Here is a 17,410-nt window from a genome sequence, read left to right as displayed (position 1 = left end):
TTCGGTCAGAAGAGACATCCGTCCGGCTCCTGACAGGAGATAAAAAATGAGAGTAACAAGGAAAAAGGAAAGGATATTGTCCGTAATCATGGCATTCCTGCTTGCCGTTGCCTTGCCGGTCGGCGTTCCTGCGATAAAGGCGTATGCAGCCGGAGGAACGGTGTATAGCTGTGCAGTCAACAGGTGCTATGCGCATCCGGTGACAGGCGTCATTGAAGATTCCGGCGGAGAAAGCGCTTATGCCACCGGTCAGGGTATGGTGGAAGGCTGCATCTACGGCAACGGGATTTTGGAGGTGACGGAGGAGGGCGCCTATTATCTGACCATCCGCATGAGTCTGATGGACTACACCAGCAACCATAGTTTTCAGGTGCAGAATGTGGGAGATTCCGGATGGTCTGTTCCATCGGAAATGGGAGTGACAGGAAACGGTACGGACAGCAACGGAACGACAGGAGACATCTGTATGCGCGTGCCGAGTGAAAACTGCGTTGTCAGAGGGACCATGTATGTCAATCCCATGGGAAGGGCTGTGGTCTTCTATCTGTACCCCAGCGATTACAGGGAAGGAAACCAGACGGATATGCGCGCGACAATGGTAACAGGGACTTCGGATGGAACAGAGGCGGCGACCGGAGGTGCAGGGCCGGAAGCCTCCGCAGAAACGCCGGGAGCATCGGGAGGCGGCAGTCTGGGAGCCGGAGGCTCTTCTCTTTCAGGTGCGAAGGCAGGGGATAAAAGCAGTTCCTCTGCTACGTCGGGGAAAAAGCTGCAAAGCAGTATTACGAAGGCAGCGAAGGGAGGAGAGAATACTTCTTTTGCCAATAAGGGGGACAGCGCCCTGGATTCTGCGGAAGGGCTGAGTCTTTCCACGGCAAAAAATAAGGCGGGAAACGTGAAAGAAAAGAAAGGAGCAGCCGCTTCCGGGAACCGGATCTTTCAGACCGCACTGGCCGTCGTAGTGTCCGGCCTCATTTTGCTTGGGGCGGCAGCCGGCGTCGTGTATGTTTTCCGCAGAAACTGGAAACGTTGGGGAGGCGCAGAAGATGACAGGGAATAACTATCTGAAAAGAGCAGCCGTTCTTTTTCTTGCTCTGGTGGTGCTGCTGTCTCTGGCAGGCTGTGTGGATCAGAAGCGGGGAAAAACAAAGACCGGTTCCGATAAAAAAACTTCTTCGGAGAACGCTGCAGGTGCAGACAGCGATGTAAACATGCTGCTGAAGATCGACGATCAGGAAGAAAAAGCAGCGGTGGAAGCGGCGAAGAAAAAAGTACAGTCCATGAAAAGAGAACCGAGGATCATTGCAACGTCTCCGGCGACGGCAGATATCTGTGACAAACTGGAACTTTCTCTGACAGGCGTGTGCACAAGTACGGTATCCACGATCCCAAAGCGGTATAAAAATGTGGAAACCGTGGGGACAGCCATGAGTCCGGACATGGAAACGGTGGCGTCTTTGGATCCGGACTGGATCTTGAGCCCCATATCCTTACAGGGGGATCTGCAGCCGAAATACGAGGCGATCGATACGGACTGGGCGTTTTTAAATCTCAGGAGCGTACCGGGGATGTACCGCTCCATTCAGGAACTGGGAGAAATTTTTGACAGAAAAGAGCAGGCGCAGAAACTGGTGGATGAGTTTGCAAAATTTTACAAAGAGTACAAGGAAAAGAACCGGGGAAAAGACCGTCCCAAGGTAATGATCCTGATGGGACTTCCAGGCTCCTATATCATTGCAACGCCAAATTCTTACGTGGGAAGTCTGGTGGAGCTGGCAGGCGGAGAGAATGTGTATTCCGATGAGGAACAGGAATTTCTGACAGTCAATACCGAAGATATGAAGACCAAAGAACCGGATATTATTTTGCGGGCTGCCCATGCGCTTCCGGATCAGGTGGTGGAAATGTTCCAGAAGGACTTTGCAGAAAATGATATCTGGCAGCACTTTGAAGCGGTCAAAAACGGCAGGGTCTATGACCTGACCTATGAATATTTCGGTATGAGCGCCACGTTCAGATATCCGCAGGCGCTGGAAGAACTGCAGCCGATCCTGTATCCGGAGAGTGAGGCGGATGCACAGAAAGCCAGGGACAACAGCGACGGGGCACAGAAGAAAGCAAAGGATTCCAAGGCGACGGAAATCTATGAGGAACAGAAGGACGGCAGATAGGGAGGAGGGAAGCGGATGACAGAAACGGTGTTGGAAAACACTTCCGGAAAGGCAGCCAAAGATCCATCCGGGCAGGCGAAGGCGAAGAGCCGGACGGCAAAAGCGGCTGTTTCATTTGTCGTGATGACGGTGCTTTTGGCGGCGCTGTTCTTTGGGGCAGTCAATATCGGGAGCCTGAAAGTCAGCTTTTTGGAATTGGCGAAAGGATTATTTACAGCATATAATGAGAAGGTAGCAACAATCTATGACCTGCGGTTTCCGCGTATCGTACTCTCTTTGCTGGCAGGGGCGGCGATCGCAGTATCCGGCGTACTGTTTCAGGCGGTGCTTAAGAATCCGCTTGCCGATCCGGGGATTATCGGGATCTCCAGCGGCGCAGGCTTTGCGGCAGTGATGATCACGGCATTTGCACCTGCTTTCTTCTTTTTTGTGCCACTGTTTGCATTTCTGGGGGGCGTGATTGCTTTTGCGCTTGTGTACAGCCTGTCCTGGAAAGGAGGATTAAGCCCCCTTCGGATCATCCTTGTAGGCGTGGCGGTAAACGCCATGTTTACCGGTCTGTCCGGTGCCCTGAATGCGATGAACGGCGGCAATATGTCGGGAGTGGCTGCCATTGTCAACGGCAACATCACGATGAAGACCTGGGACGATGTAAGAATCCTGGTTCCGTATGTTGTCCCGGGGCTGGTGCTGGCGGTCCTGTTTGCAAAGACGTGCAACCTGCTGGCCCTGGAGGATAAGACGGCAAGAAGTCTGGGGATCCAGGTGAACAGGATGCGAATCCTCATTTCTCTGACTGCGGTATTGCTGGCAGGCATTTCCACAGCGGTGGTGGGAGCCATCAGCTTTCTGGGTCTGATCGTCCCCCATATCGGAAGGCTTCTGGTAGGAAGGAATCATAAGGTATTGCTGCCGTTCAGCGCGCTGCTGGGGGCATTTACATTTTTGCTGGCAGACACCATAGGAAGGAGTATCGCCGTTCCCTATGAAGTGCCGGCATCCATTATCATGAGTGTGGCGGGAGGACCGTTTTTTATCATCCTGTTAAGGAGGTCCGGAAAATATGGAAGATAAGCGAGGAATTTCTGTTCCTGTGGAAGAGGCGGAAAGAAGAGACGACAAAAAAAGAAAATGGGCGGATAAGCCGGCCATGGAGGTACGGGATCTGCACTTTGCGTATGGCAGGAATCAGGTGCTTCAAGGTGTGTCCTTTAAAATCCGGGAGGGAAGGATCACAACCATTATGGGGGCAAACGGATGTGGGAAATCCACACTGTTTTCTCTGATGACGAAAAACCTGTATCCGAAAAAGGGAAATATTTTCCTGAAGGGAAAGAATATCCAGAATCTGAGCCTGAAAGAGCTGGCCAGGAAAGCCGCTGTCGTCTGGCAGTACAATACTGCGGCAGAGGATATTACCGTAGAGGAGCTGGTGGCATTCGGGCGGACGCCCCATAAAAGGATGATGCAGGGAGAAAGCGAGGAAGATGCGAGAATGATTCGGTGGGCGCTGGAGGTGACGGATCTGGAAACCTACAGGAACAAAGAGGTGTACAGACTTTCAGGAGGACAACGTCAGAGGGTGTGGATCGCCATGGCACTTTGTCAGGGAACCGGGCTTTTGTTTTTGGATGAACCGACGACTTACCTGGATATCCGATATCAGATCGAGATCCTGCAGCTGATCCGGAAACTGAACCGGGAATTTGGGATGACGATCGTCATGGTGTTACATGATATGAATCAGACCATCGCTTACTCGGACACGATCATCGGACTGAAAGACGGACAGGTGCTGGTGGAGGGAGATCCGGAGGAAGTGATCACAAAAGAGAGCATCCGGGAACTGTATGGAATTGAGCTTGGAGTGACAAAGGTTGCCGGAGGTAAGTTTGTATTGGCGGTGTAGAAGGACAGAAACAGGAGGACAATGACACCGGGGAGGGAAAATATGAAAAATCCGTTGAGAATAGTGTGGATAGCGCTGGGCTTTTTTTGCCTAGGGCTTGGTACGGCAGGAATCCTGCTTCCGATCCTGCCAACAGCTCCGTTTTATCTGGCAACGCTGGTCTGCTTTGCCAAAAGTTCAAGAAAACTGCATGACTGGTTTGTAGGAACGAAGCTGTACCGGAAGCATCTGGACAGTTTTGTTCAAAAAAAAGCAATGACGGTAGAAACAAAGTGCAAGATGATCGGGATGGTAACGGCGGTGATGGCCATTGGATTTCTCTGCATGAAGCAGGTGCCGGTGGGAAGACTTTGTATTGTGGTGGTATGGGTATGCCATCTGCTGTATTTTTCCCTGCGGGTAAAGACGGTAAAACCGGAAAAGAAAACGCCGGAGGGAGAGTCCTGAAACAGGATCTGTCCTTCGGTCCGGCTTTTAACGGACTGAAAAAAGAAGCAGAAAAGAAATGAGAAAGAAACAGGAAAAAACAAGAAAAAACAGGAAGAAACAGGAAGAAACAGAGAACAAGGGAAAGCATATGATCAAAACAAGACTGATGGGACTTCTGTCCCATGCAAAAAAGTATATCGCATATACGGTTCTGTGGCAGTGGACGGCGCTTCTGGCGCAGGTACTGGCCGTTTTCTCCGTTGCAGGACTGCTGGAACGGATCGCATACCGTACAGTGACGATACCTGTGATAGAGCGCACGATACTGACGTTGGCCCTGGTGGCAGGGATCCGATTTGTCTGTGAGCGGATGGGGGCAAGATCCTCCTATCTGGCCTGTGTAGATGTAAAACAGGTCCTGCGGGAAAAGATTTATGGAAAAATGCTGAGGCTGGGAGCGTCCTACAGCGAGCAGATACCGTCCTCTGAGGTGGTACAGGTGTCCACCGAGGGGGTAGAACAACTGGAAACATACTTTGGGAAATACCTGCCGCAACTGTTTTACAGCCTGGTCGCACCCCTTACTCTGTTTTTCGTGCTTTGCAGGATCAGCTTCAGAGCCAGCGGGATCCTTTTGCTTTGTGTGCCGCTGATCCCTGTCTCCATTGTGGTGGTACAGAAACTGGCAAAAAGGCTGCTGAACAGGTATTGGAGCGTTTATACGGGGCTGGGAGACTCTTTTCTTGAAAACCTGCAGGGACTGACCACCCTGAAGATCTATCAGGCAGACCGGCAAAAGGCGGACGAGATGGACGCAGAATCACAGAATTTCCGCAGGATCACCATGAAGGTGCTGAGCATGCAGCTGAATTCTACCAGCGTGATGGATGTGATAGCCTACGGCGGCGCAACCATTGGAATGGCGGTGGCAGTATCAGAATTTTTGAAGGGGGAAACGGGCATATCGGGAACCTTGTGCATCATCCTGCTTGCCAGTGAATTTTTCCTGCCTCTTCGCCTGCTTGGTTCGTTTTTTCATATTGCCATGAATGGGATGGCGGCCAGCGACAGGATTTTCAGGATCCTGGATCTGCCGGAGCCGCAAAAAGGAAAATGTGCCCTGCCGGATGAGCCATGGGACATTTCTCTGAAAGATGTGCGTTTTTCCTATGAGAAGGACAGAGAGATCCTGGCGGGGGTAGATCTGGAACTTCCTGCAGGAAGCTTCGTATCACTGGTGGGAGAATCCGGCTGTGGAAAAAGCACGGTTGCCGGGATTCTTGCCGGGAAAAACCGGGGATATTCCGGAGAAATCACCATCGGAGGAGCATCCCTTGCCCAGGTGTGTGAAGACGAGTGGATGAAGCAGATGGCATTCGTCTGCCACAACAGCTATCTGTTTAAGGGAACGGTAGAAGAAAATCTGCGCATGGCAAAGCCGGATGCGACGGAAGAGGAGATGAAGGATGTCCTGCAGCAGGTAAATCTTCTGGGATTTTTACAGACGCAGGAGGGCTTACAGACAAAATTGCTGGAACGGGCAAGTAATCTGTCCGGAGGGCAGCGCCAGAGACTGGCGATTGCCAGAGCCCTGCTGAAAGAAGCAAAGATCTATCTGTTTGATGAGGCCACCTCCAACATTGATGTGGAAAGTGAGGAGAAGATCATGGACGTGATTCGCAAAATCGCAGAGACAAAAACAGTCCTGCTGATCTCCCACCGGCTGGCAAATGTTGTGAAGTCTGACCGGATCTGCTTTCTAAAAGACGGAAGGATCACTGAGAATGGAAGCCACGAAGAGTTGATGCAGGCGGACGGCGCATACAGGCAGTTGTACGACAGGCAGATGGCATTGGAACAGTATGGAAAGGAGGGAAGCGGCGCATGAGTACAGGAAAAACAAGGACACAGGCAGATACTTCCGGTGTTTTTCAAAACCGCAGGAGTGCGCTTCGGATCATGGGGAGCCTGATAGGGCTGGTAAAGCCGCTGCTCCATGTTATGCTGGCGGCGATCCTCTTTGGGACGACAGGGTATTTGTGCGCCATTTTCCTGACGATCCTGGCCGGACAGGTGGTGGTACACGGACTTTTGACAGGCGCGGCAGGAATGAGCGTTCCGGTAAAACATATGTGGCTGGTTTTTACTCCGGTGAAAACCATTCTTACGGGAATGCTCCTGCTTGCGGTGCTTCGCGGGATCCTCCACTACGCAGAACAGTACTGCAACCACTTCATTGCGTTTAAGCTACTGGCAATCATCCGGCACAGGATATTTGCAGCTCTGCGAAAGCTGTGTCCGGCAAAGCTGGAAGGAAGGGACCGGGGGGATCTGATCTCGCTCATCACGACAGATATCGAACTGCTGGAGGTATTCTATGCGCACACCATCTCTCCGATCGCCATCACGACACTGACGTCACTGATCATGGTTCTGTTTATCGGAAACTATCACTGGATGGCAGGGCTGCTTGCCGCGTCGGCGTATCTGCTGGTCGGGGCCGTGATCCCCGTATGGAACGGCAGGCGTGGAGGCGAAAGAGGCATGGAATTTCGAACCGGCTTCGGGGAATTGAACAGCTTCGTGCTGGATTCTCTTCGCGGTCTGGATGAGACGATCCGGTACGGACAGGGAGACCGGAGGAAGGAACAGTTGTCGCAGCGCTCCAAGGAGCTTGCGGATATGCAGGAAGCTTTAAGCAGGATGGAAGGTGCACAGCGGTCCTTCACAAACCTGACGATCCTGGCGGCTTCTTTTGGAATGCTGGCGCTGACGGTGTGGCTGTATGCGGGAGGAGAGATGGGATTTGAAGGGATCCTGACATGCACGATCGCAATGATGGGATCCTTTGGGCCGACGGTGGCATTATCCAGCCTTTCCAACAATCTGAATCAGACACTGGCAAGTGGAGAGAGGGTTCTTTCCCTGCTGGAAGAAACTCCGATGACAGAGGAGATTCCGGGAGAAGAGGACGCCAGAGAGCGCAAACAGGAGTTTGCAGGGGCAGAGGCAAAGGATGTGACATTTGCATATGAGGAGGACGTGATTCTGGAGCATTGTTCCCTGAAATGGAAGCCGGGCAGGATCACGGGGATCCACGGAGCAAGCGGTTCCGGAAAATCGACCCTTTTGAAACTGCTGATGCGCTTCTGGGATGTAAAAGAAGGAAGCGTGTCTGTAGACGGGGAGGATGTAAGAAAGCTCCCTACAAAATGCCTCAGAAGCATGGAAAGCTATGTAACGCAGGAAACGCATTTGTTTCATGATTCCATTGCAAATAATATTGCCATCGCAAAGCCGGGAGCATCCGGGGAAGAGATCATAGAGGCGGCGAAGAAAGCGTCCGTCCATGATTTCATCAGGAGCCTTCCCAAAGGGTATGATACGGAAGTAGGGGAACTTGGCGACACCTTATCCGGCGGAGAGAAACAGAGAATCGGTATTGCCAGGGCATTCCTGCACGACACTGACCTTATTTTGCTGGATGAGCCTACTTCCAACCTGGATTCCCTGAATGAAGGGATGATCCTGAAATCCCTGAAGGAGTCGGCACAGAAGAAAACGGTGGTACTGGTGTCTCATAGAGCCTCTACCATGCACATTGCAGATGTGGTCTATGAGATGGAAAGCGGAAGGCTGTCCTGAAAAGAGCCGCCGTTTCTTTCGACGACAGAAACGTTTTGGCAGAGAAAAGAAGACGTCCTATCACAAAACGCTGGGGAGAACTGCCATAGAATGACGATTTACAAAACGACGATTCACAAAGCGACCGTGTTTGATTTCCGGTCGTTTTGTGTTATAATACCAGGATCAGACAAAGTGACAGGAGGAATCATGAGAAAAAAAGAACTGGCAATAGAAGTGATCGAACGATTGAAAAAAGAATATCCCGATGCTACCTGTACACTGGATTATAATGCAGGATGGAAGCTCCTTGTCAGCCTGCGTCTGGCAGCGCAGTGTACAGACGAAAGAGTAAACGTAGTTGTAGAAGGATTGTATGAGAAATTTCCGACGGTGGAAGCACTGGCAGAAGCAGAGGTCGGTGAAATAGAAAAAATTGTCAGGCCCTGCGGTTTGGGAGCCAGTAAGGCGAGGGACATCAGCGCCTGTATGAAGATATTGAAAGAACAATACAACGGAGGGATCCCCGAAACCTTTGAAGAGCTTTTAAAGCTTCCCGGAGTCGGAAGAAAAAGCGCGAATCTGGTGATGGGAGACGTGTATGGGAAGCCTGCTATCGTAACAGACACCCATTGTATCCGTCTGGTCAACCGGATCGGCCTGGTAAAAGGGATCCGGGAACCGAAAAAGGTGGAAATGGAACTGTGGAAGATCATACCGCCGGAAGAGGGCAGTGATTTTTGCCACCGCCTGGTGTTCCACGGCCGGGATGTCTGTACGGCAAGAACCAGTCCGTACTGCGACAGGTGCTGCCTAAACGATATCTGTAAGAAAGCGGGAGTATAGACTGTCGTAGTTTTGCAGCAGGGAAGGGTGCGCGGTGCGTCTCGTATTTCCGGCAGGTTTGTCAACAGTCAAAACAGTCAGAAGGAGGAAGAACATTGAGGAAAAAATGGGCAGCAGTCGTGCTTTTGATCGGCATAACAGGTGGATTGATCCTGGGGGCCTGCGGAAGAAAGCAGACAGAAAACAGTGCGAACAAAGAAACCAAAGTGGAAAGTGATGCAAAGGATAGTACGGCCCAGGATGGCAAAGTCATATTTGGAACCTTTCAGACCAAGACCCTGGAGGGGGAGGATGTGACACAGGAGCTGTTTCAGCAGGCAGATCTGACCATGGTAAATATCTGGGGGACATTTTGCGGACCGTGCATCAACGAAATGCCCGAGCTGGGAGAAATCAGTCGGGAATATGCGGGGAAGGGGCTGCAGATCGTTGGTCTGGTCAGCGACGTCAGCGAGGTGCAGGACGCTACCGCAAAGGAGATCGTAGAGAAGACACAGGCAGATTATCTGCAGATCATTGCATCGGAAGATCTGACGTCCGGCATCCTGTCACAGATCAATGTGGTGCCTACAACAATTTTTGTGGACAAGGAAGGAAAACAGGTGGGAGACGTCATTTTGGGGGCTAAAAATAAGGAACAGTGGATCCGGATCATAGAAGGATTAAAGACGTCATTATGATAGAGAAAACCGTTAAGAATTTCAGCCTGTCTCAAATCTGCCGGTCCGGACAGTGCTTTCGTATGAAAGAGAGGGGAAAAGGCAGTTACATCCTGGTTGCAGGAGATCGATATCTGGAGATGGAACAGGAAGAGGATGTCTGTCGCTTTGACTGCACGCCGCAGGAGTTTGAAACATACTGGGAGCCTTATTTTGACCTGGGACGGGATTATCAGGCGTGTATCGACCGGATCGATGAGAAGGACCTGTACCTTACCCGCGCGGCCCGTCTGGGCGGGGGCATCCGGATCCTGAAACAGGATTTGTGGGAAATGATCATTTCCTTTTTGATTTCGCAACAGAATAACATCAAACGGATCAGGAAATGTATTGAGACGCTCTGCGCTTTCTGCGGGGAGCCAAAAGAGGGACCGCAGGGCGAAACATACTATGCTTTCCCCACGCCGGAAGCGCTGGCAGGACTCAGTGTGGAGGAACTGAAAGGCTGCGGGCTGGGGTATCGGAGCAAATATATCCGGCAGACGGCGAATGCCGTGTACAGCGAAGAGGCGGATCTTTCCGCTGTTTCACAGCTTTCTTACCAGGAAGCAAAAAAAGAATTGCTGAAGCTGTACGGAGTAGGAGACAAGGTGGCAGACTGCATCTGCCTGTTTGCCCTGCATCACCTGGAGGCCTTTCCAAAAGATACCCATATTTTACAGGCGTTAAAGCGACAGTATAAGCGGGGATTTCCCAAACGGAAGTATAAAGGGATAGAGGGGATCTTGCAGCAGTATATGTTTTATTATGAGCTGCAGGGGCATCAGCTACCTGACTAAAAAAAAGAGATCTGCTGGCATTTAGAGAACAGCAGGTCTCTTTTTCTGATGAAATGTTGCTACACTTTTACAGGCGTTCCCTCCAGCGTCTTCCAGATAAAATCCTTTTCCAATACCATGTACCCGTGAAAAGAACCTTCCTTCGGGAGGGAGACGGAACCGGGATTGCGGTAGTACCATCCCCCCATATCCCGATTGGCGGGGATATGGGTGTGGCCGCACAGGAGGGTATCGCCTGCCTTAAGCGGAGGCGGATTGTCCGGAGAAAACAGATGGCCATGGGTGGCGAAAATGGTGTGTCCATTGATTTCCAGAAAGGCATAGTCTGCCAGAATAGGAAAATCCAGAACCATTTGATCCACTTCACTTTCACAGTTGCCCCGCACACACAATACAGAGTTGCGCAAAGGGTTGAGCAGGGAGATCACTTTTTTGGGGGAATAGTCTCGGGGAAGATCGTTTCGTGGCCCATGATACAGAAGATCACCTAAAAGCAGCAGTCTGTCCGGCTGCTCTCGGTGGTAGGCCGCAACCAGTTGCTGACAGTAATAGGCCGAACCGTGAATATCAGAAGCGATCATTAATTTCATTGCAGTATCCTCATCTTTCTATGGTGTGTTTTCTTTCGATGGTAAAGGATTTTACAGAGAAAGTCAAACGGGAGAGAAAGGGCTGCCAAGGACGGCGAAAAAGAACTGCCAAGATTGGAGAAAAAGAGATGTCAAGGACAGAGAAAGGCTCCCCCGGATCGGGAGAGCCTAAAAATAGGGACACACTGTGAGTGATTAGTCGTCGGATTCAATGTCGTATCCTGCGTCGATCCAGGCGATGATTCCGCCGGGATGTCTTACTACATTTGTAAAGCCTTCTTCTTTCGCGATCAAAGCGCCCACATGAGAGCGTTCACAGCCTACAAATCCGCAGTAAATAACGATTTTTTTATCTTTGTCAGTGCCCAGCAGAGAGACAAAGGCTTCTCTTTGCTCCGGAGTCACATCGGCATAGGCAACAGGGAGCTCAGCGTTGACGGCAGTAGGAATCCGTTTGCTTTTGTAATGGTCAGCAGGCATGGTATCGATCAGGATCATGTCCTCTTTGTTATCCACCCAGGATTTTAACTCTTCGGTGTTTACCATGGTGTAGCCGCCTTCTTCTACTGCTTTCACAAGCTTCATGGAAACGGTTTCTACAGAAACTTCATTTCCGTCCTTTGCGCTTCCCATAGCCTTGGGCTTTTCCTCTGTTTTGGAATCCTCCGCCTTGGCTTCGTCTTTGCTTTCTTCTGTGGTTTCTGTCTTGGTTTCTTCTTTCTTTTCAGAATCCTTGCTACATCCGTTAAACAGCATGGCGCTGAAGCAAACAGCGACCAACAGCATTACCAGTCTCTTTTTCATGATAGATCCTCCTGCTCCTTTGCGTTTGGGACAGAATGTCTGTCCGCCGTATTTTCTATTCGTATGATAGCAAAAATAACAGGAAAATTCAAGTAATATTCTGTGAATAATAGAAAAAAATAAAAGAAAACAATTTATTTATTCAAAAATTCGATTATAGGTTATAGAAAATATAAATAAATAAAAAAAGGAAACATGAAAGTCGAATGCGGTAGAAAAGGGAATTGACAGAAGAAAGCCGGTACTATACCATGAAGGAAATCGGGAAATGAAAGAGGGACAAGGTATGAAAATGAAGGAGCTGAGTCTGTTTCGGGATTTGTCAGAAGAGGAGATCACACGGAGCATGGGATGTTCCAGATCGGTGGTACAGGAATATAAAAAAAATGAGTATATTTTTTGTCAGGAGGACGTGCCCAGGAAGCTCTACTTCATCTTGAAGGGAAATGTCCTGTTAGGACAGGTCAACGCCATGGGCAGACAGAATTATGCGGAATATCTGAAAGAGGGGCAAAGCTTTGGAGAGAAGGATCTGTTTTTGGAGCATCCCGCCTATGAGTATTATGCTTTGGCGAGAACCAAAACGACCATCCTGTCGGTTTCCAGCCACTTTTTTTACAGTACCTGCGCAAAAAACTGTGCCTATCATAAAAAGATCATCTACAACATGATGAGGATCTTCGCCAACGAGGCGGATCAAATGTCAAAAAAGCTGTATCTTTTGACCTGTGGGACTTTAAGACAGAGGGTGTCCTATTATCTGATGCAACAAAGCGGAGGAAATCCCCAGGTAGAGCTGACGATGAAGCGGGAAGAGCTGGCCGCCCATCTGAATACTACAAGACCTTCTCTTTCCAGAGAATTGTCGTATCTGCAGGAATGTGGCGTACTGAAGATCCAGGGAAGAGGGCGTATTGCAATCCTGGATTTTGGACGTTTACAGGACGAGATAGACAAGGTGGAGGAATAGAAACGCAGAAGAGTGCAAAGGACAGAAAAATAAAAGGAGTAAAAAAGAAAAGGATAAAAAAGAGTTTCTCCGGGAAGTGGTAAAACGGTCCCGCAAGAAACTCTTTTTTAATGATCTCAACGATTCTGTAAAAGCAGGAACAAACGATCCTTCAGATCTTTTTATTCCTCAACAAATGCGCTTTTGTCTACGCCGCAAAGAGGACATACCCAGTCTTCCGGCAGATCTTCAAAAGCGGTTCCTGCTGCGATTCCTGCATCCGGATCGCCTACTTCAGGATCATAAACATAGCCACATGGTTCACATACATACTTTTTCATTGTCATTTCCTCCAGTTCTCTTGTGTGTATTTATAGTTCTTTCTTCCATAATCCATGAAGATTACAGTTTTCATAAGCAGCGATCAGCCGATCGCCTTCCGTCAGCAAAAAGACTGCCTTTGGCTCCTCTCCCGGGTTCAGGGCTTTGTACTGGGAGCCTTGTTCTGTTTCGATGTAGATGCCGGTAATAAAGTGCTCCTCCAGCATGGGATGGATCACGGAGCCGACACAGACCTCCACGCGATTGCCTTCCACCGTAACTTCAGGCACATGCTTTTCCTGCGCCGCGTCCGTCGTATTAGCAATCAGTTCCGTTAGGGCAAGATCACCGTTTACAGGAGCATTTGTCAGCTGGTTAAAAATATTTGATGAATTTGTATCTTTAAAAAATCTTGTCATACGATCCCTCCTTCTTTGTCATCTTAAGGTTGCTCTTAGGATACAGGAAAACAAGGCTTATTTCTGTAACAAATGTTACGAAAACAAAAAATTATAAACATTCCCAGCGGGCGGAGGCGCCACAGGGGAGGATCAGCCCGGAAGAAGAAACCGGCAGTCCGATCTCCTGGGCATCTACCTGCCCTTTTTTGTCCTTCAATTCTACAGACAACATGTAAGTCAGTACAGAAGGAGCAAGACCTGTTGTGTAGGAATTGATCAGGAAGAACAGGGGTTCAGGAGACAGAAGCTGCGCACAGAGGCGGATCAGAGGGTGGATCGCATCCTCGATCTTCCAGATCTCCCCCTTTGGGCCTCTGCCATAGGAGGGGGGATCCATGATGATAGCGTCGTAATGGTTGCCGCGGCGGATCTCTCGCTCCACAAATTTGATACAGTCATCTACCAGCCAGCGGATGGGTCTGTCTGAAAGTCCGGAGGAAGCGGCATTTTCTTTTGCCCATCCCACCATGCCTTTCGAAGCGTCCACATGGGTGACGCTGGCGCCGGCTGCAGCTGCGGCCAGGGTGGCACCTCCTGTATAGGCGAACAGATTCAGGACTTTTACCGGTCTTCCTGCCTGGCGGATCCGACTCTGGCACCAATCCCAGTTTACCGCCTGTTCCGGAAAAAGGCCGGTGTGCTTAAAACTGAAAGGTTTCAGATGGAAAACAAGAGAACCATAGCGAATCTGCCACTGGTCGGGCAGCTGGAAGAAGTCCCATTCACCGCCCCCCTTTTTACTGCGACGATAATGGCCGTTGGGACGGTCCCAGCCCCGGCAGGCTTTGGGAGTTTCCCAGATGACCTGAGGATCCGGGCGCACCAGGAGAAAGTCGCCCCATCTTTCCAGTTTTTCTCCCTTTCTGCAATCCAATACCTCATAATCCTTCCAATTTTCTGCAATCCACATGCTATCTGTCCTCACCTTTCCGAATTTCCGATTGTTCCTATTATAGCACAGAAGGGGGGACAGATTCTATCGCTAAATGGAAGAAGAGAAAAAACCTGTCAAAACAGATGGATTTTACAAAGATTTAACAGGAACAGGATTTTGGATTTAACATTGCTCCTTTAAGATACAACTGTAACGAAAAACCAGATGTCGGATGACAGGATGCGGTGCAGGTGGATAAAAACCGCCGGATCCTGAAGGACATAAGGAGGAAAAAGATGAAAAAGTATGGAAAATTAGTGGCTCTGATCGGATTGGCAGCGATGCTCGTGGCAGGATGTAAGGGAAAAGGATCTGACCAGAAGGAAGCAGGAAACTGGGATAAGGAAATGGATATTTCTGTGGTATCCAGGGAGGAAGGCTCCGGAACCAGGGGAGCTTTTGTGGAACTGTTTGAAATCGAGGAAGAGGAAAACGGGGAGAAAGTAGATAAGACCACGGACGAGGCGCAGATCACCAACAGTACATCGGTCATGCTGACAACGGTAGAGGAAGACGAATACGCCATCGGGTATGTGTCATTGGGAGCCTTGAATGATAAAGTGAAGGCGGTAAAGATCGATGGAGCAGAAGCTACGACGGACAAGGTAAAGTCGGGAGACTATCCGATCTCCAGACCCTTCAATCTGGTGGTGAAGGAAGGAGAAACGAATCCGCTTGTGAATGATTTTATACAGTTTGTACTCAGTGAGGAAGGGCAGAAGGTCGTAGAAGAAAACGGATACATACCGGAGGATGACGCAAAGCCCTACGAGCCGGGCAGCGTGGAGGGAAAGCTGGTGGTGGGAGGATCCTCTTCTGTATCTCCGGTCATGGAAAAGCTGGCAGAAGCCTATGAGAAGAAAAATACCAAGGTTGATGTGGAACTGCAGACCACAGATTCCACCACAGGAGTGTCTTCGACCATAGACGGAAGCTATGACATCGGAATGGCCTCCAGAGAACTGAAGGATTCTGAAACATCTAAAGGTGTGAAGACAAAAGTCCTTGCAACAGACGGGATCGCAGTGATCGTCAATTCGTCCAATCCTGTCACAGAACTGAAGAAAGAGCAGGTAAAAGACATCTTTACGGGAAAGGCATATACCTGGAGTGAGGTGGACGAATAGATGCAAAAGAAAAAAGGCAGAGAAAAAGGCCTGAAGCTGTTGTTTCTGGCGGCTGCCGGAACCTCCATCCTGGCGGTGGCGCTGATCTGTATCTTTCTGTTTGCCAAGGGGATTCCGGCCATTGAAAAAATAGGGGTAGGTAATTTCCTGTCAGGGAAGGTATGGAGACCGGGAAATGACAGGTATGGTTTGTTTCCTATGATACTGGGCAGTCTGTATGTAACTGCGGGAGCGGCGCTTGTGGGAATCCCCATCGGGATTTTCACAGCCGTTTTTCTCATCTATTATTGTCCGAAGGGACTCTATCGCCCGCTGAAATCCGCCACAGAGCTGATGGCAGGTATTCCGTCGGTGGTGTATGGCTTTTTTGGTCTGGTGGTGCTGGTCCCCTGGATCAGGCAGATGGGACGGGCCATGGGATATCCGGGAAATGGGAACAGCATCCTGACGGCATCCTTCCTTCTGGGACTGATGATCCTTCCTACGGTGATCGGAGTTTCGGAAGCAGCGATTCGTGCCGTTCCTTCCTTCTATTATGAGGGGGCGGTGGCGCTGGGAGCGACAAAGGAAAGAGCTGTTTTTTCAGCGGTGCTGCCGGCAGCAAAGTCGGGAGTGATCGCGGGTGTGGTTCTGGGGATCGGAAGGGCCATCGGCGAGACGATGGCGGTGATCATGGTGGCGGGAAATCAGGCCAGGATGCCAAACGGGATCTTCCGCGGCATACGGACGCTGACGGCCAATATCGTAATAGAAATGGGATATGCCACAGACCTGCACAGAGAAGCCCTGATCGGGACGGGAGTCGTCCTCTTTGTGTTTATATTGATCATGAATGGGCAGGTAGCCCTGCTAAAGAGAAGGAGTCGTCATGAAACATAAAAAAAGTGTAGCCGGTTTTTTGAAAGAGCAGGGAGAAATGTACGGAAAAAAGCCGGGATCTGCTTTGCTGATGCTCCTGGTATGGGGCTCGGCGCTGATCACATTCGGAGCCCTGTTCTGCCTGATGGGATATGTATTTTGGAAGGGGATCTTTCATCTGAAGCCTTCCCTGTTTGCCATAACCTATACCACGGAAAATGCCTCTCTTTTTCCGGCGCTGATCAATACCCTGGAAATGATCGGTCTGGCTCTTGTGGTGGCGATCCCCCTGGGGGTGGGAGCAGCGATCTATCTGGTGGAATATGCCAAAAAGGACAGCAGGTTTGTGGACTGGATCCGACTGACAACGGAGACTTTAACAGGAATCCCGTCCATTATTTACGGACTGTTTGGCATGCTGTTTTTTGTATCCTATCTGGACTGGGGATTTTCTCTCTTATCAGGATCCTGCACCCTGTCCATCATGGTACTGCCTTTGATCCTGCGGACGACGGAGGAGGCGTTAAAATCCGTTCCGGACGCCTACCGGGAAGGAAGCTTTGGGCTGGGAGCAGGAAAGATCCGGACGATCTTTGCGGTGATCCTTCCCAGCGCAGGCCCGGGGATCCTGTCGGGCATCATTCTGGCAACAGGAAGGATCGTGGGAGAAACGGCAGCTTTGATCTATACGGCGGGGACGGTGCCTCACATTGCAAAAGGCATTCTGCACTCAGGCAGGACGCTGGCAGTGCATATGTACAGTCTGGCCAGCGAGGGACTATATATGGATCAGGCGTATGCAACGGCGGTGGTACTGCTGGTATTTGTACTGGGGATCAATAGCCTGTCCGTGTTTGTGGCAAAAAAATTAATGAAAGACAGAGGGTAG

19 protein-coding genes are annotated in these 17,410 nt (G+C 50.2%); 14 read left to right on the top strand and 5 right to left on the bottom strand.

Annotation, left to right across the window (positions count from 1 at the left end; translation table 11 throughout):
• The first annotated feature begins 46 nt into the window (after positions 1-46).
• The 10 genes from SOW26_RS02305 to SOW26_RS02260 all read left to right on the top strand — a co-directional run bounded on the left by SOW26_RS02305 (position 47) and on the right by SOW26_RS02260 (position 10,477).
• A complete protein-coding gene (locus SOW26_RS02305; RefSeq protein ID WP_276959747.1) occupies positions 47-1,060 on the top strand; it encodes a heme-binding Shp domain-containing protein in 1,014 nt (337 codons plus the stop codon).
• Positions 1,047-2,171: a heme ABC transporter substrate-binding protein IsdE gene (gene isdE, locus SOW26_RS02300; RefSeq protein WP_276959745.1), complete on the top strand. Its 1,125-nt coding sequence runs from the start codon at positions 1,047-1,049 to the stop codon at positions 2,169-2,171. Before SOW26_RS02305 ends, isdE begins: the two co-directional genes overlap by 14 nt.
• Before the next feature lie 15 nt (positions 2,172-2,186).
• Positions 2,187-3,245, top strand: a complete 1,059-nt coding sequence (locus tag SOW26_RS02295; protein ID WP_154476366.1) for a FecCD family ABC transporter permease — start codon at positions 2,187-2,189, stop codon at positions 3,243-3,245.
• A 76-nt stretch (positions 3,246-3,321) separates the two neighbouring features.
• Positions 3,322-4,080, top strand: a complete 759-nt coding sequence (locus SOW26_RS02290) for an ABC transporter ATP-binding protein (RefSeq protein ID WP_154478812.1) — start codon at positions 3,322-3,324, stop codon at positions 4,078-4,080.
• Between the two features lie 42 nt (positions 4,081-4,122).
• A complete protein-coding gene (locus SOW26_RS02285) occupies positions 4,123-4,527 on the top strand; it encodes a YbaN family protein (protein WP_320651817.1) in 405 nt (134 codons plus the stop codon).
• Between the two features lie 130 nt (positions 4,528-4,657).
• Positions 4,658-6,397, top strand: a complete 1,740-nt coding sequence (locus SOW26_RS02280) for an ABC transporter ATP-binding protein/permease (RefSeq protein ID WP_276959741.1) — start codon at positions 4,658-4,660, stop codon at positions 6,395-6,397.
• Complete coding sequence (locus tag SOW26_RS02275) at positions 6,394-8,154, top strand: amino acid ABC transporter ATP-binding/permease protein (RefSeq protein WP_276959739.1); 1,761 nt, start codon at positions 6,394-6,396, stop codon at positions 8,152-8,154. The genes SOW26_RS02280 and SOW26_RS02275 overlap by 4 nt, the downstream gene beginning before the upstream one ends.
• Positions 8,155-8,343: 189 nt before the next feature.
• Positions 8,344-8,979, top strand: coding sequence for an endonuclease III domain-containing protein (locus SOW26_RS02270; RefSeq protein ID WP_154476358.1), 636 nt, complete (start codon positions 8,344-8,346; stop codon positions 8,977-8,979).
• A 95-nt stretch (positions 8,980-9,074) separates the two neighbouring features.
• Positions 9,075-9,659, top strand: a complete 585-nt coding sequence (locus SOW26_RS02265; protein ID WP_154476356.1) for a TlpA family protein disulfide reductase — start codon at positions 9,075-9,077, stop codon at positions 9,657-9,659.
• Positions 9,656-10,477: a DNA-3-methyladenine glycosylase family protein gene (locus tag SOW26_RS02260; protein ID WP_276959737.1), complete on the top strand. Its 822-nt coding sequence runs from the start codon at positions 9,656-9,658 to the stop codon at positions 10,475-10,477. Before SOW26_RS02265 ends, SOW26_RS02260 begins: the two co-directional genes overlap by 4 nt.
• Positions 10,478-10,536: 59 nt before the next feature.
• Here the strand turns inward: SOW26_RS02260 and yfcE are convergent, their stop codons facing one another.
• Positions 10,537-11,067 (bottom strand): phosphodiesterase, encoded by a 531-nt coding sequence (gene yfcE / locus SOW26_RS02255; RefSeq protein WP_276959735.1) that lies wholly within the window; start codon positions 11,065-11,067, stop codon positions 10,537-10,539.
• Between the two features lie 195 nt (positions 11,068-11,262).
• A complete protein-coding gene (locus SOW26_RS02250) occupies positions 11,263-11,871 on the bottom strand; it encodes a rhodanese-like domain-containing protein (RefSeq protein ID WP_206671419.1) in 609 nt (202 codons plus the stop codon).
• A gap of 268 nt (positions 11,872-12,139) precedes the next feature.
• Here SOW26_RS02250 and SOW26_RS02245 point away from each other — a divergent pair, with 268 nt between their 5' ends.
• The gene (locus SOW26_RS02245; protein WP_276959733.1) at positions 12,140-12,841 is read left to right on the top strand and encodes a Crp/Fnr family transcriptional regulator; all 702 of its coding nucleotides are present in this window, start codon (positions 12,140-12,142) and stop codon (positions 12,839-12,841) included.
• A 161-nt stretch (positions 12,842-13,002) separates the two neighbouring features.
• Here SOW26_RS02245 and rd read toward each other — a convergent pair whose 3' ends face one another.
• The 3 genes from rd to SOW26_RS02230 form a co-directional block, all read right to left on the bottom strand.
• The gene (rd, locus tag SOW26_RS02240; protein WP_154476350.1) at positions 13,003-13,161 is read right to left on the bottom strand and encodes a rubredoxin; all 159 of its coding nucleotides are present in this window, start codon (positions 13,159-13,161) and stop codon (positions 13,003-13,005) included.
• Between the two features lie 30 nt (positions 13,162-13,191).
• On the bottom strand, positions 13,192-13,560 hold the full coding sequence (locus SOW26_RS02235) for a desulfoferrodoxin family protein (RefSeq protein WP_276959731.1): 369 nt from the start codon (positions 13,558-13,560) through the stop codon (positions 13,192-13,194).
• Between the two features lie 91 nt (positions 13,561-13,651).
• The gene (locus SOW26_RS02230) at positions 13,652-14,512 is read right to left on the bottom strand and encodes a class I SAM-dependent methyltransferase (RefSeq protein ID WP_320651816.1); all 861 of its coding nucleotides are present in this window, start codon (positions 14,510-14,512) and stop codon (positions 13,652-13,654) included.
• Between the two features lie 260 nt (positions 14,513-14,772).
• Between SOW26_RS02230 and SOW26_RS02225 the strand changes: the two genes are divergently transcribed.
• Genes SOW26_RS02225 through pstA form a run of 3 tightly spaced genes read left to right on the top strand, consistent with a single transcriptional unit; the run spans position 14,773 to position 17,410 of the window.
• Positions 14,773-15,663 carry a substrate-binding domain-containing protein gene (locus tag SOW26_RS02225; RefSeq protein WP_320651815.1) on the top strand — a complete coding sequence of 297 codons (891 nt, stop codon included), beginning with the start codon at positions 14,773-14,775 and terminating at the stop codon, positions 15,661-15,663.
• Positions 15,664-16,542, top strand: a complete 879-nt coding sequence (gene pstC / locus SOW26_RS02220; protein ID WP_154476342.1) for a phosphate ABC transporter permease subunit PstC — start codon at positions 15,664-15,666, stop codon at positions 16,540-16,542. It abuts the gene before it with no gap.
• Entirely contained in the window at positions 16,532-17,410 is an 879-nt protein-coding gene (gene pstA / locus SOW26_RS02215; protein WP_276959725.1) for a phosphate ABC transporter permease PstA, read from the top strand. Before pstC ends, pstA begins: the two co-directional genes overlap by 11 nt.

Origin of the sequence: Suipraeoptans intestinalis (assembly GCF_034091795.1) — a bacterium.
Lineage (GTDB): Bacteria > Bacillota > Clostridia > Lachnospirales > Lachnospiraceae > Suipraeoptans > Suipraeoptans intestinalis.
Note: the sequence above shows the minus strand (reverse complement) of the source record. Positions and strands in the feature narration are given on the sequence as shown.

Bases quoted from the DNA above. Each gene is read 5' to 3' on its own strand.
- SOW26_RS02305 (WP_276959747.1), top strand. From the start codon at position 47: ATGAGAGTAACAAGGAAAAAGGAAAGGATATTGTCCGTAATCATGGCA.
- isdE (WP_276959745.1), top strand. From the start codon at position 1,047: ATGACAGGGAATAACTATCTGAAAAGAGCAGCCGTTCTTTTTCTTGCT.
- SOW26_RS02295 (WP_154476366.1), top strand. From the start codon at position 2,187: ATGACAGAAACGGTGTTGGAAAACACTTCCGGAAAGGCAGCCAAAGAT.
- SOW26_RS02290 (WP_154478812.1), top strand. From the start codon at position 3,322: ATGGAGGTACGGGATCTGCACTTTGCGTATGGCAGGAATCAGGTGCTT.
- SOW26_RS02285 (WP_320651817.1), top strand. From the start codon at position 4,123: ATGAAAAATCCGTTGAGAATAGTGTGGATAGCGCTGGGCTTTTTTTGC.
- SOW26_RS02280 (WP_276959741.1), top strand. From the start codon at position 4,658: ATGATCAAAACAAGACTGATGGGACTTCTGTCCCATGCAAAAAAGTAT.
- SOW26_RS02275 (WP_276959739.1), top strand. From the start codon at position 6,394: ATGAGTACAGGAAAAACAAGGACACAGGCAGATACTTCCGGTGTTTTT.
- SOW26_RS02270 (WP_154476358.1), top strand. From the start codon at position 8,344: ATGAGAAAAAAAGAACTGGCAATAGAAGTGATCGAACGATTGAAAAAA.
- SOW26_RS02260 (WP_276959737.1), top strand. From the start codon at position 9,656: ATGATAGAGAAAACCGTTAAGAATTTCAGCCTGTCTCAAATCTGCCGG.
- yfcE (WP_276959735.1), bottom strand. From the start codon at position 11,067: ATGAAATTAATGATCGCTTCTGATATTCACGGTTCGGCCTATTACTGT.
- SOW26_RS02250 (WP_206671419.1), bottom strand. From the start codon at position 11,871: ATGAAAAAGAGACTGGTAATGCTGTTGGTCGCTGTTTGCTTCAGCGCC.
- SOW26_RS02245 (WP_276959733.1), top strand. From the start codon at position 12,140: ATGAAAGAGGGACAAGGTATGAAAATGAAGGAGCTGAGTCTGTTTCGG.
- rd (WP_154476350.1), bottom strand. From the start codon at position 13,161: ATGAAAAAGTATGTATGTGAACCATGTGGCTATGTTTATGATCCTGAA.
- SOW26_RS02235 (WP_276959731.1), bottom strand. From the start codon at position 13,560: ATGACAAGATTTTTTAAAGATACAAATTCATCAAATATTTTTAACCAG.
- SOW26_RS02230 (WP_320651816.1), bottom strand. From the start codon at position 14,512: ATGTGGATTGCAGAAAATTGGAAGGATTATGAGGTATTGGATTGCAGA.
- SOW26_RS02225 (WP_320651815.1), top strand. From the start codon at position 14,773: ATGAAAAAGTATGGAAAATTAGTGGCTCTGATCGGATTGGCAGCGATG.
- pstC (WP_154476342.1), top strand. From the start codon at position 15,664: ATGCAAAAGAAAAAAGGCAGAGAAAAAGGCCTGAAGCTGTTGTTTCTG.
- pstA (WP_276959725.1), top strand. From the start codon at position 16,532: ATGAAACATAAAAAAAGTGTAGCCGGTTTTTTGAAAGAGCAGGGAGAA.